At 55.8% G+C, this 23,568-nt stretch carries 19 protein-coding genes; 1 reads left to right on the forward strand and 18 read right to left on the reverse strand.

The window, feature by feature from the left end:
* Positions 1–163 precede the first annotated feature (163 nt).
* From deoD to BN1137_RS05130, 7 genes are all read right to left on the reverse strand, one after another.
* Positions 164–877, reverse strand: a complete 714-nt coding sequence (gene deoD, locus BN1137_RS05100; RefSeq protein WP_042652069.1) for a purine-nucleoside phosphorylase — start codon at positions 875–877, stop codon at positions 164–166.
* 148 nt (positions 878–1,025) lie between these two features.
* Positions 1,026–2,234 carry a phosphopentomutase gene (locus BN1137_RS05105; protein WP_050717564.1) on the reverse strand — a complete coding sequence of 403 codons (1,209 nt, stop codon included), beginning with the start codon at positions 2,232–2,234 and terminating at the stop codon, positions 1,026–1,028.
* A gap of 14 nt (positions 2,235–2,248) precedes the next feature.
* Positions 2,249–3,580: a thymidine phosphorylase gene (gene deoA, locus BN1137_RS05110; RefSeq protein WP_050717565.1), complete on the reverse strand. Its 1,332-nt coding sequence runs from the start codon at positions 3,578–3,580 to the stop codon at positions 2,249–2,251.
* Between the two features lie 73 nt (positions 3,581–3,653).
* Positions 3,654–4,427 carry a deoxyribose-phosphate aldolase gene (gene deoC / locus BN1137_RS05115; protein ID WP_050717566.1) on the reverse strand — a complete coding sequence of 258 codons (774 nt, stop codon included), beginning with the start codon at positions 4,425–4,427 and terminating at the stop codon, positions 3,654–3,656.
* A 392-nt stretch (positions 4,428–4,819) separates the two neighbouring features.
* The gene (locus BN1137_RS05120; protein ID WP_005332215.1) at positions 4,820–4,990 is read right to left on the reverse strand and encodes a XapX domain-containing protein; all 171 of its coding nucleotides are present in this window, start codon (positions 4,988–4,990) and stop codon (positions 4,820–4,822) included.
* Between the two features lie 123 nt (positions 4,991–5,113).
* On the reverse strand, positions 5,114–6,388 hold the full coding sequence (locus BN1137_RS05125) for a NupC/NupG family nucleoside CNT transporter (protein ID WP_050717567.1): 1,275 nt from the start codon (positions 6,386–6,388) through the stop codon (positions 5,114–5,116).
* Positions 6,389–6,600: 212 nt separating this feature from the next.
* Positions 6,601–7,389 carry a TatD family hydrolase gene (locus tag BN1137_RS05130; protein ID WP_050717568.1) on the reverse strand — a complete coding sequence of 263 codons (789 nt, stop codon included), beginning with the start codon at positions 7,387–7,389 and terminating at the stop codon, positions 6,601–6,603.
* Positions 7,390–7,429: 40 nt separating this feature from the next.
* Between BN1137_RS05130 and tppF the strand changes: the two genes are divergently transcribed.
* Positions 7,430–8,044 carry a type IVa pilus pseudopilin TppF gene (gene tppF, locus BN1137_RS05135; protein ID WP_050717569.1) on the forward strand — a complete coding sequence of 205 codons (615 nt, stop codon included), beginning with the start codon at positions 7,430–7,432 and terminating at the stop codon, positions 8,042–8,044.
* On the opposite strand, the gene BN1137_RS21805 is transcribed toward tppF, so the two are convergent.
* From BN1137_RS21805 to BN1137_RS05180, 11 genes are all read right to left on the reverse strand, one after another.
* The gene (locus BN1137_RS21805) at positions 8,013–8,195 is read right to left on the reverse strand and encodes a DUF5363 family protein (RefSeq protein ID WP_083443366.1); all 183 of its coding nucleotides are present in this window, start codon (positions 8,193–8,195) and stop codon (positions 8,013–8,015) included. The genes tppF and BN1137_RS21805 overlap by 32 nt on opposite strands.
* A gap of 73 nt (positions 8,196–8,268) precedes the next feature.
* Positions 8,269–8,781, reverse strand: a complete 513-nt coding sequence (locus BN1137_RS05140) for a GNAT family N-acetyltransferase (protein WP_050717570.1) — start codon at positions 8,779–8,781, stop codon at positions 8,269–8,271.
* Positions 8,782–8,874: 93 nt separating this feature from the next.
* Positions 8,875–10,224, reverse strand: a complete 1,350-nt coding sequence (gene rlmD, locus BN1137_RS05145) for a 23S rRNA (uracil(1939)-C(5))-methyltransferase RlmD (RefSeq protein WP_050717571.1) — start codon at positions 10,222–10,224, stop codon at positions 8,875–8,877.
* Between the two features lie 268 nt (positions 10,225–10,492).
* On the reverse strand, positions 10,493–11,917 hold the full coding sequence (gene amt, locus BN1137_RS05150; protein WP_050717572.1) for an ammonium transporter: 1,425 nt from the start codon (positions 11,915–11,917) through the stop codon (positions 10,493–10,495).
* Positions 11,918–13,589: 1,672 nt separating this feature from the next.
* Positions 13,590–14,192 carry a hypothetical protein gene (locus tag BN1137_RS05155; protein WP_050717573.1) on the reverse strand — a complete coding sequence of 201 codons (603 nt, stop codon included), beginning with the start codon at positions 14,190–14,192 and terminating at the stop codon, positions 13,590–13,592.
* A gap of 39 nt (positions 14,193–14,231) precedes the next feature.
* Positions 14,232–15,014 (reverse strand): hypothetical protein, encoded by a 783-nt coding sequence (locus BN1137_RS05160; RefSeq protein ID WP_050717574.1) that lies wholly within the window; start codon positions 15,012–15,014, stop codon positions 14,232–14,234.
* 339 nt (positions 15,015–15,353) lie between these two features.
* Positions 15,354–16,487: an SIR2 family protein gene (locus tag BN1137_RS21810; RefSeq protein WP_083443367.1), complete on the reverse strand. Its 1,134-nt coding sequence runs from the start codon at positions 16,485–16,487 to the stop codon at positions 15,354–15,356.
* Complete coding sequence (locus BN1137_RS05165) at positions 16,487–18,211, reverse strand: restriction endonuclease subunit S (RefSeq protein ID WP_050717575.1); 1,725 nt, start codon at positions 18,209–18,211, stop codon at positions 16,487–16,489. Before BN1137_RS05165 ends, BN1137_RS21810 begins: the two co-directional genes overlap by 1 nt.
* On the reverse strand, positions 18,211–19,698 hold the full coding sequence (locus BN1137_RS05170) for an N-6 DNA methylase (protein ID WP_050717576.1): 1,488 nt from the start codon (positions 19,696–19,698) through the stop codon (positions 18,211–18,213). The genes BN1137_RS05165 and BN1137_RS05170 overlap by 1 nt, the downstream gene beginning before the upstream one ends.
* Before the next feature lie 95 nt (positions 19,699–19,793).
* Positions 19,794–22,247: an EcoAI/FtnUII family type I restriction enzme subunit R gene (hsdR, locus tag BN1137_RS05175; protein WP_050717577.1), complete on the reverse strand. Its 2,454-nt coding sequence runs from the start codon at positions 22,245–22,247 to the stop codon at positions 19,794–19,796.
* 138 nt (positions 22,248–22,385) lie between these two features.
* Positions 22,386–23,276 carry an RNA polymerase sigma factor sigma-70 region 4 domain-containing protein gene (locus tag BN1137_RS05180; RefSeq protein WP_232306894.1) on the reverse strand — a complete coding sequence of 297 codons (891 nt, stop codon included), beginning with the start codon at positions 23,274–23,276 and terminating at the stop codon, positions 22,386–22,388.
* Between the last annotated feature and the right edge of the window lie 292 nt (positions 23,277–23,568).

Genomic DNA, 23,568 nt, shown 5'->3' on the forward strand with positions numbered 1-23,568 from the left:
ATCTACCATCGAGTCTTAGCAAATAGTATGGGTCGAGAGCGGCGTAATCGAGATCACAGGAGGTAATGTGGGGCCAGTCGGCCCCGCGTTGGTTCAGCCGATCGAGACCATAAAAAAACGGCGACCCGAGGTCGCCGTTTTGCATGGAGCCGAAGCCGCGGGATCAGTCGCCCAGCAGCACGGAGTCCAGTGCGATTTCGATCATGTCGTTGAAGGTCAGCTGACGCTCTTCGGAGGTAGTCTGCTCACCGGTACGGATGTGATCGGAGACGGTGCAGATGGTCAGTGCCTTGGCACCGTACTCTGCGGCCACGCCGTAGATACCGGCGGCTTCCATCTCGACACCCAGGATGCCGTATTTTTCCATGACGTCGAACATGGAAGGATCCGGGGTATAGAACAGGTCGGCAGAGAAGATGTTACCCACGCGCACGGCAACACCCTTGTTCTTGGCGGCTTGCACGGCATTGGCAACCAGGTCGAAATCGGCGATGGCGGCGAAGTCGTGATCCTTGAAGCGAAGACGGTTGACCTTGGAATCGGTGCAGGCACCCATGCCGATCACTACGTCACGCAGTTTCACGTCTTCACGCACGGCGCCACAGGAGCCCACGCGGATCAGGGTTTTCACACCGTAGTCGGTGATCAGCTCTTTGGCATAGATGGAGCAGGACGGGATGCCCATGCCGTGGCCCATGACAGAGATGCGACGGCCTTTGTAGGTGCCGGTGAAACCGAGCATGCTGCGCACGTCACACACCTGCTCGACGTTCTCCAGGAAGGTTTCGGCGATGTACTTAGCGCGCAGGGGGTCGCCCGGCATCAGCACTGTGTCAGCAAAGGCGCCATCTTTCGCATTGATATGAGGAGTTGCCATTCTCTTAATTCCTTCACACTAGGTTGAGTTTTATTGTCTTTATTGGGGTGCCCACCGCGTGGCGGTGGGCTGGTAACTTACAGGACCCGGGCCCTGCTGTGCAACTTGGGTAGGCGGTGCATGGGGCACCGCACTGCCCGATGCGGCATTACAGGAAGCTGGTGCCGTACTGCAACTTGGGCAGACCGTGGTAAGCGGCGATGCTCTGGCCGATGTCGGCGAAAGTCTCGCGACGACCGACGGAGCCTGCCTTGACCGGCTTGCCGTAGAACAGCACAGGAATGTATTCACGGGTGTGATCGGTACCACTCCAGGTCGGATCGCAACCGTGGTCGGCGGTCAGCACCACCACATCGCCATCTTGCAGTATCTCGAACAGCTCGGGCAGACGGGAGTCGAAGTACTCCAGTGCATCGGCGTAGCCCTTCACGTCACGGCGGTGGCCGTAGGAGGAGTCGAAGTCGACGAAGTTGGTAAAGACGATGGTGTTGTCACCGGCGGCTTTCACTTCTTCCAGGGTGCGATCCCACAGCTCGGTCAGGCCGGTGCCTTTCACCTGCTTGGTGATGCCCTGGTTGGCATAGATGTCGGCGATCTTGCCGATGGAGACCACCTGACCACCTGCGTCTTTCATGTAATCCAGCACGGTTGGTGCCGGCGGCAGCACTGAGTAGTCGTGGCGGTTGCCAGTCCGCTTGAAGTTGCCCTTGCCGCTGCCCACGAACGGACGCGCGATGACGCGGCCGATGTTGTAGGGCTCCAGCAGCTCGCGCACTATGTGGCACAGCTCATAGAGCTTCTCGAGGCCGTAGGTCTCTTCGTGGCAGGCGATCTGGAACACGGAGTCGGCAGAGGTGTAGAGGATCGGCTTGCCGGTCCGCATGTGCTCTTCGCCAAGGTCATCCAGCACCTGGGTACCGGAGGCGTGGCAGTTGCCCAGATAGCCAGACAAGCCCGCCTTCTCGACGATGGCATCCAGCAGCTCCTGTGGGAAGCTGTTGTGGTGATCATGGAAGTAACCCCATTCGAACAACACGGGCACACCAGCAATTTCCCAGTGGCCGGACGGGGTGTCCTTGCCGGAGGAGAGTTCCTGGGCAAAGCCGTAGGCACCGATGACCTCGATGTCTTTCTTCAGGCCTGCCGGGAAGTAGCCGGAGGCTTGTTCACCCGCATGGCCCAGACCCAGCTTGTTCAGGTTTGGTAGATGGAGGGCTCCACGGCCTTCGATCTCATCGGCGGCGCAGGCCTTGGCGATATGGCCAAGGGTGTTGGCGCCCACATCTCCGAACTTCTCGGCATCGGCGGCAGCGCCAATACCGAAAGAGTCCATCATCAGAATAAAGGTACGTTTCATGGGACTTCCCCTTGTTACAAATCAGCCAGACCGATGCGACGGTAAACCTCAGGCAGAGCCTGGGGCTGAGTGTCACCGATCCTGACAGCCGCCTGCACCATGCCGGCAGCCTGAGCGAATTGCTCTTCGGTTTGAGCGTGGATCAGCGCGAGCGGCTTGTCAGCATCAACGTTTTGACCCAGGCGGATAAAGTCGGTCAGACCGACCGCATAATCGAGTTTGTCACCGGCAGCGCGGCGACCGCCGCCCATGGCGACCACGGCCAGACCCAGTTCACGGGTGTTCATGGCGGTCACGAAACCGCTCCTGGACGCATACACCGGACGCACGATGGCCGCCTTCAGCAGGTGGTGATCGTAGCGCTCCATGAAGTCGCTCGGACCGCCCAGACCAGTGACCATGCGACCGAAGATCTCGGCCGCCTTGCCGTTATCCAGCACGGCTTGCAGCTTGGCACGGGCATCGTGCTCGTCGCTGGCAAGATGGGCGGAGATCAGCATCTCGGCACACAGGGCCATGGTGACTTCGTGGATGCGCGGGTTGCGGTATTCACCGGTCAGGTAACGCACCGCTTCACGCACTTCTACCGCGTTGCCAGCACTGGAGGCCAACACCTGGTTCATGTCGGTCAAGAGAGCAGAGGTACGGCAGCCGGCGCCGTTAGCCACGGCGACGATGCTTTTAGCCAACTCTTCCGAGGCTTCGAAGGTCGGCATGAAGGCACCGGAACCCACTTTCACGTCCATCACCAGCGCTTCAAGCCCTGAGGCGAGCTTCTTGGAGAGGATGGAGCCGGTGATCATGGCGATGGATTCGACGGTGGCCGTGATGTCACGCACCGCGTAGATGCGCTTGTCGGCGGGGGCCAGATCGCCGGTCTGGCCGATGATGGCCACGCCCGCCTCTTTCACCACTTTCAGGAAACGATCGTTGTCGACCGAGGTCTGGTAGCCAGGGATGGCGTCGAGCTTATCCAAGGTACCGCCGGTGTGGCCGAGGCCGCGACCGGAGATCATCGGCACGAAGCCGCCGCAGGCGGCGACCATGGGGCCGAGCATCAGGGAGACCACATCACCCACACCGCCGGTGGAGTGCTTGTCTACGATGGGGCCACCGAGGTTCAGGTGATCCCAGTTCAGCACCATACCGGAGTCGCGCATGGCACAGGTCAGGGCGACCCGCTCATCCATGGTCATGTCTTTGAAGTAGACCGCCATGGCGAGTGCCGCGATCTGGCCTTCGCCGATACTGTTGTTGGTAATGCCCTGGACGAAGAATTGAATCTCTTGGGTACTGAGCGCTTCACCGTTGCGCTTCTTGCGAATAATTTCTTGAGGCAAAAACATCTTTCATTCCCTCCGTGCGTCATGCACGAACACAGACCGAAATAGGGGACGGCATGCCGTCCCCTGCCACCGCTTAGTAACCGCTGGTATTGGCCGGCTTGTCGCCGTGGCCCAGGGTCGCCAGCAGGCTGGCCAGCAGGCTGGAAGCGCCGAAGCGGAAGGTGCGCGGGGAGACCCAGTCTTTACCCAGGATCTCTTCGGCCATGGCGAGGTACTGGCCGGCTACCGCCGCATCCTTCACGCCACCGGCCGGCTTGAAGCCGACTTTCGGGTTCTTGGCCTTGATCACTTCCATCATGATGCGGGCCGCTTCCGGGGTCGCATTGACCGGCACCTTGCCGGTGGAGGTCTTGATGAAGTCGGCACCGGCATCGATGCTGATCTCGGAGGCGCGACGGATCAGAGCTTCTTCTTTCAGCTCACCGGTCTCGATGATCACCTTCAGCAGAGCTTGAGTGCCGCAAGCTTCCTTACAAGCTTTGACCAGATCGAAGCCAACCTGTTCATTGCCAGCCATGAAGGCGCGGTACGGGAAGACCACATCCACTTCATCGGCACCGTAAGCAACGGCGGCGCGGGTCTCGGCCACGGCGATGTCGATGTCGTCATTACCGTGGGGGAAGTTGGTCACGGTGGCGATGCGCACGTCGGCGGCGCCGATCTCGCGCAGGATCTTGCGTGCAATGGGGATGAAACGGGGATAGATGCAGACGGCGGCGGTGAGGCCGGCCGGGGACTTGGCCTTGCGGCACAGATCGATGACCTTCTGATCGGTGTCGTCATCGTTCAGGGTGGTCAGGTCCATCAGGTTCAGGGCGCGTTGGGCGGCCAGTTTCAGATCAGTCATTCTATGTCTCCAAAGTCTCGATAAGTCCCGGATACCAGTGATCAGTCTCCGCCGAAGCACGCAGGATCGGCAAGAGAAGATCCCAGGTAAAGGGGATATGGAATTACAGCGCAAATGCACAGGCAATACGGCTGCAAATAAGGCAAGAGCCCTGTCACTTTCTTACAAAAGTGCGGACTTGGTTCCATGAAGACTTGAGAAAGGTCGACAACTGCTGACCCGACTTCCCAATCAATTCCATTTGACCGCCAACACCTGACTTAATCAGGTATTAGTCAATGCCAGCACCCTGCTGGCACCGCCTATTTCAGCCGAGATACCCCGTGTTTGCAAGCCAGATTTGCCAATTTCAGAGGTACCTCACATCTGGCAAATCCGGCACTGGAACGCTACTAAGAGAAGAAACGGGTCAGGATCCAGGAGTAGGCAATCCCCCCCAGATAGACCCCGACGATCCCCATCACCCCGGACAACACGGGGGGCGCCGGGATCGGCAATTTGAGGAAAGAAAACAACACGCCGACGATAAATCCGGCGGCAATCGCCAGTAGCACCTCATTCATATAACCTCCGATTTGACTCATTTTATTATTAGTTTAGAAAGGAAAACGGTTGTCACCGCTCCAAACGCGAACGCCACAGCTTTTCGCTGTGGCGTTCGTCTTTACCTGTGTGTCAGGCAAATATTACATGGCTGTCAGTGCCAGGAAGAAGCCTGCGATGGTCGCAGACATCAGGTTGGACAGAGAGCCAGCCAGTACGGCCTTCAGACCGAAACGGGCGATGGTGCCGCGACGGTTCGGTGCCATGGAGCCCAAACCACCCAGCAAGATGGCAACGGAGGACAGGTTGGCGAAGCCGCACAGGGCGAAGGAAATGATGGCCTTGGTGTGGTCAGACATGGCCACGCCGTTGATCAGCACTTCATCTTTCAGGTAAGGAGCGAAGTTCAGGTAAGCCACGAACTCGTTCACCACCAGCTTCTGACCGATGAAGGAACCGGCCACGACGGCTTCGCTCCAAGGTACACCAATCAGGAAGGCCAGCGGGGAGAACAACCAGCCCAGCAGCAGTTCCAAGGAGAGTTGCGGGTAACCGAACCAGCCACCCACACCGGCGAAGATGCCGTTGATCATGGCAATCAGGCCGATGAAGGCCAGCAGCATGGCACCCACGTTCAGGGCCAGTTGCAGACCGGCAGAGGCACCGGCGGCGGCGGCATCGATCACGTTGGCCGGCTTGTCGTCCAGCTCGCCATCGGCAGAGTTCTCGTCATAGCTGGGGGTCTCGGTTTCCGGTACCAGCAGCTTGGCGAACAGCAGACCACCCGGGGCCGCCATGAAGGAGGCAGCGATCAGGTATTCCATCTTGACGCCCATGGAGGCGTAACCGGCCAATACGGAGCCGGCAACGGAGGCCAGACCACCACACATGACGGCAAACAGCTCGGAGTCGGTCATCTTGGAGATGAAGGGACGCACCACCAGCGGGGCTTCAGTCTGACCGACGAAGATGTTGGCAGTCGCAGACAGGGATTCGGTACGGGAAGTACCCAGTACCTTTTGCAGGCCACCACCCAGCAGCTTGATCACCCACTGCATGATACCGAGGTAATAGAGAACCGCGATCAGGGAAGAGAAGAAGATGATGACGGGCAGCACGCGGAAGGCAAAGATAAAACCACCGCCACCGAACACTTCAAACATCTTGTTGCTGACCAGACCACCGAACAGGAATTCGATACCGTTTTGGCCATAGCCGATGACGCTGGAAACGGCATCGGAAACGCTCACCAGAATATCTCGGCCAACCGGGACATAGAGCACGAATGCGCCCAGACCAGCCTGGATTGCAAAGGCACCACCCACGGTGCGCACTTTGATTGCCTTGCGATTACTGGAGAACAGCACCGCGATAAGGATGAGTGTTGCCATCCCTACCAGACCCATTATCAGATTCATTATTAATACTTCCTCTTAGTAGCACCTTCCAGCTTGTTAACGTTTTGTATCTTAAAGCCGTTAATCAAGGGTGCGCATTATACTAATTACGGTGCGACAAAGTAGAATGCTGGTCACATTTTATAAGCCTGAAATGGGCCGGACATCGCTTAATTAGACCGCAAACGATTTTTATGCCTCCTATTTTTTATCACCGCGATAGCAACAGTTAATCAGATGTTAATTTCACTACTCATGAGTGGGAAAGTGCACCGAGTGGATTCATGTAACACCGAAATAACATCTGAGAGCGGCAGCTGACGCAACTCGGCTAGGAGTTGCGCAATCAGAGGCAGGTTGGCCGGAGAATTCGGCTCTCCTTGCAGCCCCTGCAGTGGCATGTCGGGAGCATCGGTTTCCAGCAGCAACGCCTCCAGCGGCATGTCGCGTACCGCCTCTCGGGTCTTGTTGGCCCGCTCATAACTGATGACCCCGCCAATCCCCAGCCTGAAGCCCAACCGCCAGAACGTTTCCGCCTGATTCAGCGAACCGCTGAAGGCGTGGATCACGCCACCCTGCGCCGGATTGAACCGCCGCAAGATCTTGGCAACGCTGTCGTTGGCGCGCACCGAGTGGACGATGAGCGGTAGCTCGAACTTCATGGCCAGCTTGATCTGCGCCTCGAACAGCGCGACCTGACCCTCCTGAGGCACATGGCTGCGCAAATCCAGCCCGCATTCGCCGATGGCCACCAGCCCGCGCGGCCGGCTCGCCAACAGGTCTTCCAACCTGGTGAGCACCCCAGGCGTCTGGGCACTCACATACCAGGGATGAATGCCCAGGCCATAGGCGATACCGGCATGTTGTGCGGCCAGCGCCATCACGCGAGTCCAGTTTTCCTCTCCCACGGCGGGGATGATATACTCGCCCACCCCCAACTGGCGCCACTGCGCCAGCCGCGTCGCCAGATCGGATTCGAATACCGGAAAATCGAGGTGGCAATGGGTGTCTGTCAGTTGCATATCACGCTTACCTGTTTGTCGTACTTAATGGGTTCATTCCATGCAAAAACGCATTTCCCACGGCTTTACCCTGATAGAGCTGGTGCTGGTCATCATAGTGCTGGGGATCCTGGCGGTCACCGCCCTACCCCGTTTCATCAATATCCAGGACGATGCCCTCAAGAGCAGCGTCTCCTCGACGGCAGGCAGTTTTTCCAGCGCAGTCCAGCTGGCCCATGCGGGCTGGGCCGTCAAGGTGAAGGGAGAGCCGCTGGCACTCTATAACTTTAGCGGCATGGGCAAGCAGGATCTCGATATCAACAGCCTCGGTTGGCCGGCGGGGACCATGGAGGATCAGGGGGGTCAGGGGCCGGATACCATCTTCCCGGGAGGCGACAGCGATCAGATTTCGGTCAGCAGCCGGGACGATTGCGAGAGTCTGTTCAGCGGCCTGCTCAACACCGACCAGACCGTCGCCGATGAGCTCCACACCGACTCAGCCAGCGACTATATCTCCCGACTCATCCCGGCCGACCATCAAACCGCCGGCAACCTGCGTCACGACAACTGCCGCTATACATTGCGGGATTCCATCGGTCGCTTCCCCGCCTATCCGGACGGGCTCAGCTTCGATTACAACAGCGTCACCGGCGCCGTGGCTCGCAATTTTCGGTAAGAGATGAGGACTCCTCTGCCACTACCGGCGGCTTGGACTCCTCATCATCCCGGCGCACCGGTACGCAGCAGCGCCGGTTCTCCGGGACAAGTCCCCACTCCTGGCACCAGGCATCGTAGCGGGCCAGCCAATTCAGCAACACGCTTTTCATCTTCTGCTCCTTATTACCAACGCAGGCAGACTGCCTGCCCAGACGACCCCATCGTCACGTCGTAGAGGATCGGTTATGAGTGACCCGACGGCAACAACAACCCCATGCTGATCTCGTCCACCTCATCATCACCCAGCCGATAGGCTCGCTGGCGCAGCCCCTCGTCAACGAAGCCGCATTTGCGATAGAGGCCATGGGCCACCTCGTTGTGCGCCATCACGCCCAGCTCCAGCCGACTGATGCCGCACCCCGGCGCGGCCGCAATCAGGGTTCTCAGCAAGCACTCACCCCAACCCTGACCCCGTGCACTCTGACGCAGGCCCATCACCACCAGGGCACAGTGCCGGTTGCGCTGCAGGCCGCCCCCTATCATCACCGCGAACCCCTGCAGTTCCTGGCTCAGCTCCAGCAGCCAGATCCGCTGGTTCTGACTGCCCTGCATGGCGCCCAGGCGCTGACGCTGCCCCTCGATATTCGATGGCCGCTCCCCCGCCTCGAACAACATGAAGCGGGTTTCCCGGTCCAGTTGCTGGAAGAAGTGATCCAGTGCGGCGGCATCTTCCACCCCTGCCAAACGAATGCTCATCCCTGCTTGCTCCTTCCCCGCCACCTTGTCGCAGCCATAAAAAAACGACTCCATTTGGAGTCGTTTTTATCAGAGCCATCTGGCTAATTCAATTTATGCCTTGGCAGGCAGGCTCAGACGGGCGACGGCCTCTACGTGCATGGAATGGGGGAACATATCCACCGGCTGCACCTCGTCCAGCACGAAGCCCTGCTTGACCAGATAGGCCAGATCCCGTGCCAGGGTCTGCGGGTTGCAGGAGACATAGACCAGGCGACGCGGTGCCATGGCCACCAGGGTCTGCAGCACTGCCTTGTCACAGCCCTTGCGCGGCGGATCCATGACCACAACATCGGCGCTCACGCCCTGGGCGTGCAACTCGGGCATCAGCTGCTCGGCCTTGCCCACGTGGAATTCGGTGTGCTCGATGCCGTTCAGGGCCGCGTTGCGACGGGCATCCGAAATCGCGCTCTCTACCGATTCGATACCGACTACCTTGGCCGCCTTGGCCGCCAGGAACAGGGAGATGGTGCCGATACCGCAATAGATGTCGAATACCGTCTCGCTGCCGGTCAGCTCGCTGTATTCGAGCGCCTTGGAGTAGAGCACATCGGTCTGGCTCGGGTTGTTCTGGAAGAAGGAGAGCGGCGAGATCTCGAATTCGAGTTCGTGGATCTTGTCGCGGATCACCCCTTCACCCAGCAGCACCCGATTGCTCGCGCCCAGGATACGGTTGGTGCGCTCGTCATTGATGTTCTGCACCAGGGTGGTGACAGGCAGGTCCGCCAGGGCAGCCAACAATTCTGCTTCGAACGGCAGGGCTTCGCCCAGCGTCACCAACACCACCATCAGCTCGCCACTCTTGAAGCCCTTGCGGGTCATCAGGTTGCGCACGCAACCGCTATGGTTGACCTCGTCATAAGCGGCGATGTCGTGCTCACGCATCCAGTTGCGGACCCGGGCGTTGAGCTCCACGTGCAGGGAGTCCTGCACCGCGCAGTCATCGGCGGTGATGAGATCGTGGGAGTGCTTGCGATAGAAGCCAATCTCGGCGCCGGCTTCGGTGCCACGCACCGCATACTGCGCCTTGTTGCGATAGGCAAAGGGGCTTTCCATGCCGATGATCGGATTGACCTGAGTCGCCAAGCCAGCCTGATCCAGCGCGCTCTGCACCAGAGCCTGCTTCAACTTGAGCTGAGCCGGATAGGCCAGCGGTCGTACCTGGCAACCACCACACTCGGTGTTGGGGCAAAAATCAGGCACCCGGTCGGCGGAAGGTTGAGTCAGCTCCACCAGCTTGCCATGCAGATAGTTCGGCTTGACCTCGGTCAGCTCAACCAGCGCCTGCTCACCGGGCAGCAGACCCTCGACAAACAGGGGGCGATCGAACAGGCGACCCTTGCCATCCCCTTTGTCGGTCAGTTCCAGAATATCGATCTGATGTTGGTGTCCCACTAACGGCATGAGCGGCTCCGAAGGCATATATAAAAGGATGGAAACAGGGCTAACCCGGCTACCCCGAATAAAGGGTGGCAGAGTTTAGCGGAAACCCGCCCAAATTGCAGGCATAAAACATCACGGCAAAAGAAATAGCTGGGGGAAGATCCGGCTACATGCCCACGTAAAAATGACCGCCATCAGGAAACCATGGACTGGCATACAGCCCGATCCGCAGCCATAAAAAAGCCGCCGGACATGGCCGACGGCAAACTCGTTAACGGGAGCGCTGCTTTTACAGACTGTACGCTTTCTCACCGTGACTGGTGACATCGAGCCCTTCTCGCTCGGCATCTTCCTTCACGCGCAGACCCACCAGCAGATCCACTGCCTTGTAGGCCACGGCAGAGACTAGGGCAGTCCAGGCCACGGTCACCAGCACACCTATGACCTGGATCTTCACTTGCGCCAGGATGGAGTAACCCTCGGCCACCTGATTGGTCACATAATCCCAGACCCCGGTGCCACCCAGATCCGGGCTGGCGAACACACCGGTCAGCACGGCACCGAGGATCCCGCACACTCCGTGCAGGCCGAATACGTCGAGGCTGTCATCGGCCCCCAGCAAGCGCTTGAGACCATGCACCCCCCACAGACCGGCGACACCGCTCAGCAAGCCGATGATGAGGGCACCACCGACCCCGACGAAACCGGCGGCCGGCGTGATGGCAACCAGACCCGCGACAGCACCTGAGACGGCGCCCAGCAGGGAGGGACGTCCCTTCATAAGCCACTCGGCAAAGGTCCAGGCCAGTGCGGCCGCGGCCGGTGCCACCCAGGTATTGATCAGCGCCAGGGCGGCGGTACCGTTCGCTTCCAGCGCGGAGCCGGCGTTGAAGCCGAACCAGCCAAACCAGAGCAGGGCTGCGCCTATCATGGTCATGGTCAGGCTGTGGGGGGTCATGGGATCACGACCGTAGCCCACCCGTTTGCCGGCCATGAAGGCACCGACCAGACCGGCGACCGCCGCGTTGATGTGCACCACGGTACCGCCGGCAAAGTCGAGAGCGCCCTGCTGGAACAGGTATCCGGCAGTAGCCGTCGCGGCAGTGGCCGCCTCGGCAGTGGTGTAGGCATCCGGACCGGCCCAGTACCACACCATGTGCGCCATCGGGATGTAGGCGAAGGTGAACCAGATCACCGCAAACAGCAGCACGGCGGAGAACTTCATCCGCTCGGCGAAGCCACCGACGATGAGGCCGCAGGTGATGGCCGCGAAGGCCCCCTGGAACACCACGAAGATAAGCTCGCTGATCCCCACCCCCTTGCTGAAGGTGGCGCCAATAGACTCAGGAGTGACCCCCATCAGCAACACCTTGTCGAACGAGCCGTAGAAGGCGCCTCCTTCGGTGAAGGCCAGTGAGTAGCCATAGACAACCCACAGCACAGTGATGAGGCAGAACAGGGTAAACACCTGCATCAGCACGCTCAGCATGTTCTTGGCGCGCACCAGGCCACCGTAGAACAGGGCAAGGCCCGGGATGGACATCAGGATCACCAGGGTGGCCGCCACCATCAGCCAGGTGTTGTCACCCTTGTTGATGGTCACGGCAGCCGCCTGTACCACATCAGCCTGCGCGGCCACCTCTTGCGCCCAACCGGGGGCGGCCATGGTGGCAGTCAGCGCCAGCAGGCCAGTCATTACGAGTCTCTTGAACATACAGCCCTCTCCTTGTCGTCCCGGCACCTGGCCGGTTCCATTTCCTGATATGAATGTCGCACTTGGCTATTCACCCAAACCCACATCGTCAAATCGGTATTGTCCTGTCACAACCCTCGGCATGACCCCGCAGGGATCATCATGGCGACATGATTGTTTTAAAGCATAAAGCAGGCCATAAAATATAATCCTTTATATTCATATATTTGCATTACTAGTTGTCAGATGGCGCACCATATTGGCGCACTCGGTTCACAAACAGGAAGGTGTACGCACTCCTGCTGTGCAGCGACAGACAGGCGCACCAAGATGGGACAAGGCCATCAGGGTCAGGGAGGGAATACGACGAAGGAAAGAACACTCAACGCCAAGGAGGCACAAGATCGACACCAACGGAGAAGGGCGAGAAAGCTACTCTTGCTACCCACGCCAGCAGGCTTGAACGGCCAAGATAGGGATAAACGGCCCCACGTGGGGAAAGCAATAAACAAACCCCCGACGGCTCGCCACCAAGAGCCTCTCGTGCTGGCTGCAGGGCAAGCCGTTATTCCTCCTGCCCCCTCAGGGCATATCTGCCTGCCGGGGATCGGGATAAATGGCGCTAGGCATCAGCGGGGCTGAACGTCAGGCAGCAGAAAAACAAAAGGCCATCCCTGAGGATGGCCTTTTGTTTTTGAATTTAAATGGTGCCGGGGTCTCTATCGAATCGTGAACTTACTGTAATGATTTTAAAGGAAAATTCCAGATGTGAATTTTACTTATACCCCCAAAAATACCCCCGCATCAGTGGCAGTGGTTGCTGCCTCCTCGAATCAGTGCGGGATATCTCAGGGGCAAGCCCCTTCACTGTCCCGGGGAAATTACCCCTATACATGGTGCGGTGAGGGGCCGGGCCATCCAGGTAAACGCCCCCTAGATTTGGTCACCGGCGTACCGGCCTGCCCTGCCGAAATGTCGGGTCAGATCATCGGCAACACCAAGAGCCTCTGGGTAGAGGTCAGTTCCCTATATGCCCACCCTTCACAGGTTTCATACTCACGGTGTTCTACTTCGCGCCGATGTAATTCGTTTTGCACAGTTCTGCGCAATTGCGCAATATCCAAATCCCTAACCTTCTCTCCAAGGCTTGCTACATAAGGCCTCGATGAGAATTGCGCAGTCCATTGCATTTCGTTTTTGCGCAGATCCAGTGCGCAGAGAAGTGCGCAATTTGCGCAGTTTGTAGTGCGCAGTTCAGAGGGGATTGCGCAGGTGGTGAGTGGGGCAAGTGGCCTGCCCTGGAGGAATGGTTCATCTGGTAACAGTGGGATGTTGTTTCACCTGCCGTGGCTGACGCGCTCCATCACCCCTTGGCTTTCTGCCGGCTTAGGCGCGGAGTTTGCGGTCAGTGGCGGTACCGGATGTAACGGAGCCCCGTCGAGTTAGGTGCGGAGTTACCGCGATCGGAGCGGTGGAGCATGGACCGCATCAGGGAACCCACGACACTGCCGATTCAGAGGGCCACCTGGTGAGCACAGTAAATGGCCAGGGAATGGCGCCGCATGAACAGAGCCCACCAGGTGACGGCAGGGAGAATAGCTGAATTTGGCCGAAGTATTCCTCCCCAATTGTGCTGGCTGATGAACTTCAGCCGTATCTGACCCTCTGGGCTCATTACATAAGGGGCCGCAGTTTAGCCCAACCGGCTCTTGATCCACCGAGTAACCACTGCAGGGTCGGCCAACAGCTCAGCCAGTGGCACATGCCACACGCAATACTCAACCTCTTGGTGCTGGGCTGCGGTAGTCCACTGTTCTGTTGGCTCAGGCCAAGGAATGTCGCTCCACAGCTCATCGAAATGAAGCTCACTATCCTGAGTACAGCGGAACAGGTTCACCTCCACTACAGCCTTCCCCATTTTCAGCTCCAAGGGATCTGGCATGCCTTTGCTATTCCCTCTCTGAAATGAGCCCTTCTTGAAGGCGTCATCAATATAGAGCCGCAGTGCCAAAGTCATATCACCAGCACGGGCCTTATCACCATCCCAAGTACGGTAACCATGAGTGGAGGCAAACAGCGGGATGTAGTCCCATACCCAGGAACTGGAAGGTCTGGAGCTGCCTGAACAAGGGCGGCCATTCTCACTGGGTTTCCAATACCAGAATGTTGCATCAATAGACTCTTGGGCTATCTGATCAAACAACGGCAAGATCCGCTGATAGAAACCGGCCACCAGGCGGTGGGCTTGTCTCAATTGTTCGACTAACTGCTCGGTCTGGGTTATGTCATGAATCATCCGATAAATCCTTATCCGGCCTGTGATGATGAAAGCAACTTATTGGACGTTGGTCGCCAGTAGACTGTGATCCAGATGTAAACCATTGGCGAACTCCAATAAGGGTGTCCAGTTATCCTGAACGGCTTTTGGGGTGAGCAATGACAACTGCTGATGGGCAGCGGCCAGATCCAAAGGGCTGGCGAAATCCAACAGGGGTTGCCAGCTTGGTACCGCTGGTAACATCCCGAATAACCTGAATGCTTCGAGCCAGTCTTGGCGTATCGCAGCATCCTGCCGACAGGTAGTGAAGAGCTTCTCATCTAGCAATAGGCGACGAATTTCGGCCCACTCCAATTGCGTCATGCGAGCGAAGCGCCGGAGGTCAGCCGCTATGGCTAACGATGTTGGCAGGGTATTGCCGAGAGCGACAAAATAGATCCGTTCATAACCCTGATACTCCGTCTCGGCGTTCAGTGCCCTCATCTGTGCTTGCCACTGGTTGTGGTACTGGCTACCGCCAAAGGGAGGCTTGACCTCGACCATCACCAACTCATGCTCGAAGCACAGGATTACATCGGGTTCGACATAGCCGCGTTCTTCCCATTCGGTGAGGCGAGGCCAGAGGTCTATGGTTACGAAGGGGGATAACTGCCCGGCCTGTTCTGAGCCTATCAGGCAACCCAGTACCGCCTTGAAGGCATCATCAGACAGATAAGGCAGTCGGCCGAAGAAGGTGGCCGTGAGCAGGTCTTCATTGCGCTTGAACAGCTCACGCCAACGGAGAGACTGGCTACCTTGTTCAACTCGCCCGGCCTTGCCATGCAAAATGGCATGTAGCATCTCAACTCCTTGTCATATCGATATTTCAGGCAGGCTCTTTCCACGGAGAAAAGCCTTCGAGATCCTGCTTGAATACCCACTCGACTACCAGCTGACCCGTCACAAAACGGGGCAAAATGTTTGACTGGATGGGGAGCTACTCTCTATTGTTGCTCACAACATGACCCCGGCAGCTTGGTTGCTTGCAACTTACGCCGGGGTTGTTGTTTGGTTGAGGTCGTGCGTGGCTCGACCTCGGTGATTTGATACCCTGAAAGCAGTTTAGTGAGGACATAATCCACTATCACAGCCCCTCTAAGATAGACAGAGTTTACCGGCTGTGCTTTTACTAGTTAATAATCATACATCATATTTCAATTGATTTATCGCACTTGTCAAAATATCAGGAATCTTAACGTGATGACCAAACTCATACCATATTGGCTTGATATTGCAACTTTGCAACATTACTTCTAGGGTGTTGAACTCTTGCTCATTATCTGGTTTTTCTATAATTGCATAATGGTCTGCTATCTTAGGTTTTAGTTCTTTATTTTTAAGGATATTCTCAAAGACCTTAATCGTACGATCCACAGACAGGCTACATCCTAAGAATAATAATGAATGGCTACTATATATGTGGGATAATAATTTTGGGATTGGGCTTTTCATATCTACATCATCGCCATGCAGATTACTATAAGCAGCTTGATACTCTGATTTTTTAAAAACTCTAAAGTCAGGCCTATCAAAATTACCATGTAATTTCAATAAATAATGGTCCCCCCTAGTCATCGCCTTAATGAAATTGCTAGGGTTGTTCAAACCTTCACACTTTTCTTTAAATTGAACCCCTTGCTTCGCATAGCATTCCTCAATTACCCTATCAAAATTGGTAGTTATTACGCAGCCTGTAAATAGCTCTGGGAGTAGCCACGAAAAAGATTTTTCTGGGTCTGCGTATTCGAAATCTTGTTGAAAATAAAAATCAAAAGATGAGCCTTTTGGCTGTGTAATAATTAAATCTAACAATTCTTCATATTGAGAACTGCTCAGCATTGGAGTAATCTCATGCTCAGATAGCCCAACTTCCTTAGCTTTATTTCTTAGATATGAACCCCAACTTTGGCAACCAGCACTGATAGATGAACCTGCACCAATAAATGGTGTTATTTTATTTGCTTTAATTGCTGATAGCAGGTCTTGATAGTTATTTCTATTGCGTGGAAATAAGTCTGATGCGAGCAACCCGTCTAAAAGCTCTTTGCGTAGTCGTTTGCACTCTTGCTCATACAATACTCTATCCCCATGAAATAACGCTAGGCTTGGCCTTGCGATTGATACACCATCATATTCGCCCTCTCGTTGCAGACAAACGGAGTACCCATACTCATCACTATCCAAAATTGTATTTTCTTGTTGATATTGGTGATAGACCTGCAAACTCTCAAGTAGAGGTAAAATCGCGTCTTTTACTCTGATAGCATCTCCCATTAGACCCCCTCCTCCAGAGCATGCTGAAAGAACGCACTAGCCAAGTTAGATTGGATCTGCTGGCTGACCTGTAAGCAGGATGTAAGTTGGTCGCAAACTAGAACTAAATCCGTCAGCTTTGACGTTATCTTGCTCATCTCCGATTCCGGACATATTGGTACAAGAATATTAGATAAACTACCCACATTTAATTTAGGCATTTTTATTCGGTTTTCTACAACTCTAACTTGCGCTAAAAAAACCTCAGATAAGATAACTTTGAGCAAGAAATCAGAGCTTATCATTGCCTCTAAAGGGTACATATCTGCGCTACATAACCCATCAAAATCAGCAATAATTACTTTTGACAAGGAAGGACGTATTTTTGAATATAATATTTGGCCTGCATAAAATCGGCTATTGGGACCTTTAACCCCAGACTCAAGAACAGTCCTACGCTTGATCAGCTTACCAGTTCCTTTTTCAATAGAATCTGGTGCTACTTGGTCAAAGTTTGGGAATTCATCTGATCTAACCAGCTCAGTTCGGAAGTTTACAAGAGTTCCAAAGCGGCACCACTCCCATCCCTGTGGCAATTCAAATGGTTTCTCATCTTCGCCAATCGCAGGCAACGGTTTCTCTTTTTTAATCCTCTTCTCTTTGACCAGTTGCGCTTTTTCGGCCGCAATACGCTCCAGCAGGGCGGAGGCGGGCTCATCGCTCGGATCTTGCGGCACCAGCTTGCCCATCACGGCCAGTTGCAGGATGGTCTGTTTCAGGGCGTCGATACTAGCCTCTGTGGTAAAGAGGGTATCGAAGTGAGTGCTTAGCCGCGCCCAGTTTTGCGCCAGCGTGTCGGCATCGCCAGAGTCAGTCAGCGTGGTGAGCAGAGTCTCTACCAGCGTCTGATGGGCCGCCAACTGCGATTCGCTGCGCTGCTCCAACTGGTCACAGAGGGCCATTAACTCATCCACTTTGGCAACGATGCGGTGTTGTTCTGCGAATGGGGGCAATGGATGGACACTTTTTATTGCATCTTCCGTCCCCAATCTCGGCATTTTCACACCATACATCAATGAATTAACGTAATTCTGAAATGCAGGTGATTTAAGTAAGTATTTAAGATATGCAGGATGTAATCCGTCACTTGGTACAATCGGTACAATTTCTGTAGTACATACACCATCAAGGTCAGCGATAATAACCTTGTTCAAATAGGGCCGAAGCTTACCATAAAGAACGTCTCCACATTTAAATGTAGACTTATTGGACTTCGACTCTCTTTCCTCATAAAAAGCGCGATAGAGAAGTTTGGATGTATCTTTCTCGATATCTTCCAAGTCTAATAACCAAACGTCACCTTTGATATTATCGGGTTCAATGTTTGGTCGCCCATTATAATCAGTAATATCATTTAACCGTACCCAACTCCATGTTCTCGGCAGTTCAAATGACTTCTCCTCCTCGCTAATCTCCGGTAAGGCTTTTGGCTTTTTAATTTTCCCCTCTTTGACCAGCTGCGACTTTTCGGCGGCAATCCGTTCCAGCAGGACTGAGGCGGGTTCATCGCTCGGGTCTTGTGGCACCAGTTTGCCGCGCACGGCAAGCTCCAGGATCAGCTCGCGCAGCTTTTTAATGCCGGTGAGTTCCAGCTTGCTGTTGCTGCCACGCCCCGCGCTGCTTTTGGGGCGCACCGCCGCAGTCCAGAGATCCAGGTGGTCGGTAATCAGACTTTCGATCGCCATTATGCCTGCCCCCCTTGCTTGGCCGCGTCCTTACCCAAGGCTTCGCCAAGAATGGTTTTAAGCTGGTCACGCAGGGTCTGGATCCCGGCCTGCTCTGCGGCATAGCGCGCCAGCAGTTCGTCAGGATCGTGGCTTATCTGCTCGACCACATGGGGGTTTTTGATATCGAGGTTGAAGTTGCGGGCCGCAATCTCGTCGATGCTGACCTTCCAGGCCCGCTCGTTCTCGATTCGGGCAGCAAAGCCGTCCGTCTCATCGCCCCACCAGGAGATCTCGGCTTCAAACTCCTCGAACTTCATCGGCTTGGTCTTGCTGTAGTTCTTCACCCCGGCCGGATAGGGGTGCTCGTAGAACCAAACATCCTTGGTGGGCTGGCCCTTGGTGAAGAAGAGGATATTGGTCTTGATGCCGGTATAGGGGGCAAAGACGCCGCTGGGCAGCCGCACTATGGTGTGCAGGTTGCACTCGCTGGTGAGCAGTTGCTTGATCTTGGTTTTGACCCCTTCGCCAAACAGGGTGCCATCAGGCAGTACCACGGCAGCACGGCCGTTCTTTTTCAGCACTTCGATGATGAGCTGCAGGAAGAGATCGGCGGTCTCACGGGTACGCAGGTCGGCGGGGAAGTTCTGTTCGATGCCATCCTCTTCGGTACCGCCAAAGGGCGGGTTGGTGAGGATCACATCGATATCGCTATCCCAGCTAGACAGCGGTTTGTCGAGGGTGTTGCCGTGGCGAATTTGCACCGGTACTTCGATGCCGTGCAACAGCATATTGGTGGTACAGAGCAGGTGCGGCAGCTGTTTCTTCTCGACCCCCAGGATCTGCTGCTGCAGGGTCTGATGGTCGGCCGACGTTTCGACATAGTGCTCTTTGACATGATCGAAAGCGCAGGCAAGAAAACCACCGGTGCCGCAGGCCGGGTCCATGATCCGCTCGCCGAGTTTGGGGTCGATGCGGTTGACCATAAAGCGGGTAACGGCACGGGGGGTGTAGAACTCCCCTGCGTTACCGGCGCTTTGCAGGTCGCGCAGGATCTGCTCGTAGATGTCGCCAAACAGGTGGCGCTCGCTGCTGTCAGTAAAGTCGATCTCGTTGAGCTTGTTGATGACCTGCTTGAGCAGGGTGCCGTTTTTCATGTAGTTGAAGGCATCAGAGAACGCTTCTTTCACCACATAGCCGCGGGGGTTTAGATCAATATTGGCAGGCTGGTTTTTCAGGCTATCAAACAAGTCATCGTTGACGAAAGCGAGCAGGGCATCGCCGGTCAGCCCTTCGCTATCTGCCGCCCAGTTGCGCCACAGGAAGCGCTCGGGGATGGGGCAGCGGTAGTTATCCTGCTCAAACTCCAGCTCCTCTTCCTGTGCGTCGAACACTTTAAGAAAAAGCAGCCAGGAGAGCTGACCAAGGCGCTGGGCATCGCCGTCGATACCGGCGTCCTTGCGCATGATGTCCTGAATGGATTTAATGACTGAGCTGATGGATGACATGGCGTTCTCTTTTCTGCAAATGCGTCAGGATTATCGATAAAAACAAGCGGCCATGGTTGCCATGGCCGTACGGTGGTTCTGCTGCAGCCAGGGCGTCAGGCGCTCTGCTGCTCGCGATAAATTTCTTGCTCCAGTTCGGTGATGGCCTGCTCGAACTGCTTGGGACCACCAAAGCCCTTCTTGGCTAGCTCCAACGGGCGACCCAACTCGGTAAAGGGGGCGACTTTTAGCGCATCCTTGGTCTCAATCTCGGTCACGCCCTGATCGGCATACTTGTCGAGCAGGTTTGTGAGCACCTGCTGGGCTGTGTCGTTGTACTTGGTGAAGTAGTTGCGCTTTTTGACGTTGTTCGCTCGCTCACGGCGGGTCAGCGGCGGCTGATCGTATACCACATGGCAGATAAGGTCGAACGGGTCGAGATCTCTGCCTACTTCTTCTTGTAACACCTCCCACAGCACACCCACTTGTGCCAGCTCATCCATAATGGCTTGCTTGCGTTCGGCTGATTGCCAGCGCTTGGTGAAGGCATCCAGGGTGGCAAACTCCTTGAGCAGGGTCTTCTTGGTGTAATCCTTGAAGGATTCGGTCACCAGCTTGCCATCGGTATCGTAGTACTGCACCCGCTCGGCGATAACGTTGACGGCGACACCGTTGACATAATACTTGCGGACTTCCGGTTGAGGGTCGCTTGTTGGGTCAAACGGGTCACCCTGGCCATCACTCGCGCTACCAGTGGTATAGGTTCCTTCCCCAGTATCGCCAGCAATTCCGGACTCACTCCCATCCCCTCCCTCATCTTCTGGTAAGGGGTCTGCACCATCGATGATGTCACTAAGGCCATCATCAGGGTCATTGATTGCTTCCGGCTTAGTAACGATGACCCGTACAGGATCACCATCGAAACGAGGGTCGGCAAACTGCTCTGTCGCCTTCTTGAAGTCGAGAATGGTAAACCAGAGCTTGCCGTATTTGTCGTCGATACGAGTGCCACGACCGATAATCTGTTTGAACTTAGTTAAGCTATTGATTGTTTGGTCTAACACCACCAGCTTGCAGGTCTTGGCATCCACCCCTGTGCTCATCAGCTCTGAGGTGGTGGCAATCACCGGATAGGGCTTTTTCGGGTTGATGAAGTTGTCTAGCTGGGCCTTGCCAAGGTCATCATCGCCGGTGATTTTCATCACGTAGCGTTCGTCCTTGGCCATCTGTTCTGGATTGAGGTTGACCAGCGCCCGTCGCATCCTGTCGGCATGATCGATGTCGTTGCAGAACACGATGGTTTTGGCCATCGGATCGGTTTTCTTGAGGTAGTTAGTGATGGTCTCGGCCACCAGCTGAGTACGCTCATCGATCACCAGAGTGCGGTCGAAATCCTTCTGGTCATAGATGCGGTCTTCAATCAGGTTGCCCTGTTTGTCCAACTGCCCTTTGGTTGGACGCCACCCCTGCAGATCCACATCAATATCGACCCGCACTACCTTGTAGGGGGCAAGAAAACCATCTTCGATCCCCTCTTTCAGGGAGTAGGTATAAACAGGGTCACCGAAGTAATCAGTGTTGGAGACGGTTTCGGTCTCTTTGGGCGTGGCGGTAAGGCCAATCTGGGTGGCCGATGAGAAGTATTCGAGGATTTCGCGCCAGGCACTATCTTCGGCGGCGCTGCCCCGGTGACACTCATCCACCACGATAAGATCGAAGAAATCGGGGGAGACCTGCTTGAAGGCTTTCTGTGCTTCTTCCGGCCCGGTGAGCGCCTGATAGAGGGCAAGGTGAATCTCAAAGGCAGGATCGATAGTCCGCCCCGTCACCTTGGTCATGGCCGAGCCAAAGGGCTGAAAGTCATTGATCTTGGTCTGATCCACCAAAATGTTGCGATCTGCCAGAAACAGGATGCGCTTTTTGGCTCCCGCCTTCCACAAGCGCCAGATGATCTGGAACGCGGTGTAGGTCTTGCCAGTGCCGGTGGCCATCACCAGCAATATCCGATCCTCACCTCTCGATATTGCTTCTACGGTCTTGTTGATGGCCTGCAGCTGGTAGTAGCGGGGGGATTTGCCACTGCCATCCGAGTAGTAGTCCTGGCTGATAACTGGCAACTGGGCTTGGGTGTAGCCCTTCCAGGTGCAGAGTTTGTCCCAGAGCTGGCCCGGGCTGGGAAAATCCTCCAGCGCAATCTCGGATTCCAGCTTGGTCAGATTGGTCTTGTCATGAAATACAAAACCATCGCCGTTACTGGCGAACACGAACGGCACATCCAGCAGGCGGGCATAATCCAACCCCTGTTGCATCCCCTTGCCAATCTCATGCTTGTTGGCTTTGGCCTCGATCACCGCCAGTGGCAAGCCCATCTTGTGGTAGAGCACAATATCGGCCGATTTGACCTTTTTGCGGGCCGCCATCTGGCCGCGCACCACCACTTTGCCATCCCGCAGTTTCACCTCTTGGCGGATCTGGGTTAAGTCATCCCATCCGGCACCTTTGATTGCTGGCAGCAGGAATTTGGAGATGATGTCGGCTTCGGTAAGGGTTGTCTTGTTGATCTCGGCCATGAGCGATTTCCGTATACGGGACAGTATTAGTCGAAATCATCTCATAGAATCAGCCTGATTGGGTTGATCTTGGACTCATTAAGGAAACGAATTGAGACGCCTTGGGACGATATGGCACTCAGGCATTTCTGGCCCACACTAGCTGACGAGGTTCTCCAGGATCTGGTCCGCCTCTGGCATATCTTGGCGATCGCTGACCATCAGGTAACGAAGGGTATCCTTGGCTTCTTCCCGGTTCCGCGGCCGCAGCTCTGCCAGCAGGCCGAAGATGAACCAGTCTCGGGCAGACGACTCCATGCGGTGCTCGTAATCGCCACTGGTATCACAGGCCTTTCGCAGGTAGTGAAGGTCATTCCAGTAGGCCAGCTCGTGAAGGCAGTCCCTCAAAGTGTGCGGCATCAGTTCGGGTAGCGCCTTGAACCGACCGGCCACTTGTTCCGGCGGGTAGTCCCATTCAACTCGCTCAACTGTTCGTAGGCTCTCCAGGCAAAATACCTCCGCCGGTGTGTCATCCCACAGTTCATTCCCGAAGCGCCCGACCGCCTCAGCTTCCTTGGCTCGTCGTTCGATGGCACGCTCTGCCAGGCCATCCAGGTTGGCAAAGCCGATGCTGCCAAGGCCCGCCATGATATGCCCGGCACTGGCCACCAGCCACTTACCGTAGCGCGTTTCCAGTTCATCGAGTGGGGTGGTTATCCGGCATGCAGCCTCCTTGGCTTGTTCAATGCGGCCCGGGTCACCAGTCTCAATCACCTGGCGTAGCCATAGCAGGGCATCGATTTCCTTGTCACCTGTCACCACCTGCTGGGGAGGCAGCTCAGGAGCCGCCGGTAAGGTCTCCCTGCAGTTTTGCCGTGGAGGCAGGGTGAACATGGCCCGGTGCCTTGGGTTATCGGCAAACAGCCCCGACCGGCTGATGATGGACTTCACGGTACCCAATGGCAGGCCGGCTATGTCAGCCACCTCCCTCATTGAGTGGTTGCGGCGCAGTTCGAGCACCAGCTCTCGTTGTTCGTTGGTCAATCTCAAGGCAACCCCCTGTTGCAGTAAAAGTGTGATCTCGATCGGCTGTCTGCACTCTTTATGTATGAAAAAAACGGTGGCTACAGTGGCTACGCGGCTACAACTCCCCTCTAGGCCGCGCCATTTCTGGGTTTGTCGTGTAGCCACTACTCAAAAAGGTGGTGGCTACAGGTGGCTACACACCTCTTACTCGGTGGCTACAGCCCCCTTTTGTAGCCACTGTAGCCAATGTGTAGCCACTAAAAATCAGCCTAGTGGCTACACCTCTATCCCTTGATACATAAGGCCTACAGAGGTG

Origin of the sequence: Aeromonas tecta (assembly GCF_000820185.1) — a bacterium.
In the GTDB taxonomy this organism is placed as follows: Bacteria; Pseudomonadota; Gammaproteobacteria; order Enterobacterales; family Aeromonadaceae; genus Aeromonas; species Aeromonas tecta.

Bases quoted from the DNA above. Each gene is read 5' to 3' on its own strand.
- deoD (WP_042652069.1), bottom strand. From the start codon at position 877: ATGGCAACTCCTCATATCAATGCGAAAGATGGCGCCTTTGCTGACACA.
- BN1137_RS05105 (WP_050717564.1), bottom strand. From the start codon at position 2,234: ATGAAACGTACCTTTATTCTGATGATGGACTCTTTCGGTATTGGCGCT.
- deoA (WP_050717565.1), bottom strand. From the start codon at position 3,580: ATGTTTTTGCCTCAAGAAATTATTCGCAAGAAGCGCAACGGTGAAGCG.
- deoC (WP_050717566.1), bottom strand. From the start codon at position 4,427: ATGACTGATCTGAAACTGGCCGCCCAACGCGCCCTGAACCTGATGGAC.
- BN1137_RS05120 (WP_005332215.1), bottom strand. From the start codon at position 4,990: ATGAATGAGGTGCTACTGGCGATTGCCGCCGGATTTATCGTCGGCGTG.
- BN1137_RS05125 (WP_050717567.1), bottom strand. From the start codon at position 6,388: ATGAATCTGATAATGGGTCTGGTAGGGATGGCAACACTCATCCTTATC.
- BN1137_RS05130 (WP_050717568.1), bottom strand. From the start codon at position 7,389: ATGCAACTGACAGACACCCATTGCCACCTCGATTTTCCGGTATTCGAA.
- tppF (WP_050717569.1), top strand. From the start codon at position 7,430: ATGCAAAAACGCATTTCCCACGGCTTTACCCTGATAGAGCTGGTGCTG.
- BN1137_RS21805 (WP_083443366.1), bottom strand. From the start codon at position 8,195: ATGAAAAGCGTGTTGCTGAATTGGCTGGCCCGCTACGATGCCTGGTGC.
- BN1137_RS05140 (WP_050717570.1), bottom strand. From the start codon at position 8,781: ATGAGCATTCGTTTGGCAGGGGTGGAAGATGCCGCCGCACTGGATCAC.
- rlmD (WP_050717571.1), bottom strand. From the start codon at position 10,224: ATGCCGTTAGTGGGACACCAACATCAGATCGATATTCTGGAACTGACC.
- amt (WP_050717572.1), bottom strand. From the start codon at position 11,917: ATGTTCAAGAGACTCGTAATGACTGGCCTGCTGGCGCTGACTGCCACC.
- BN1137_RS05155 (WP_050717573.1), bottom strand. From the start codon at position 14,192: ATGATTCATGACATAACCCAGACCGAGCAGTTAGTCGAACAATTGAGA.
- BN1137_RS05160 (WP_050717574.1), bottom strand. From the start codon at position 15,014: ATGCTACATGCCATTTTGCATGGCAAGGCCGGGCGAGTTGAACAAGGT.
- BN1137_RS21810 (WP_083443367.1), bottom strand. From the start codon at position 16,487: ATGGGAGATGCTATCAGAGTAAAAGACGCGATTTTACCTCTACTTGAG.
- BN1137_RS05165 (WP_050717575.1), bottom strand. From the start codon at position 18,211: ATGGCGATCGAAAGTCTGATTACCGACCACCTGGATCTCTGGACTGCG.
- BN1137_RS05170 (WP_050717576.1), bottom strand. From the start codon at position 19,698: ATGTCATCCATCAGCTCAGTCATTAAATCCATTCAGGACATCATGCGC.
- hsdR (WP_050717577.1), bottom strand. From the start codon at position 22,247: ATGGCCGAGATCAACAAGACAACCCTTACCGAAGCCGACATCATCTCC.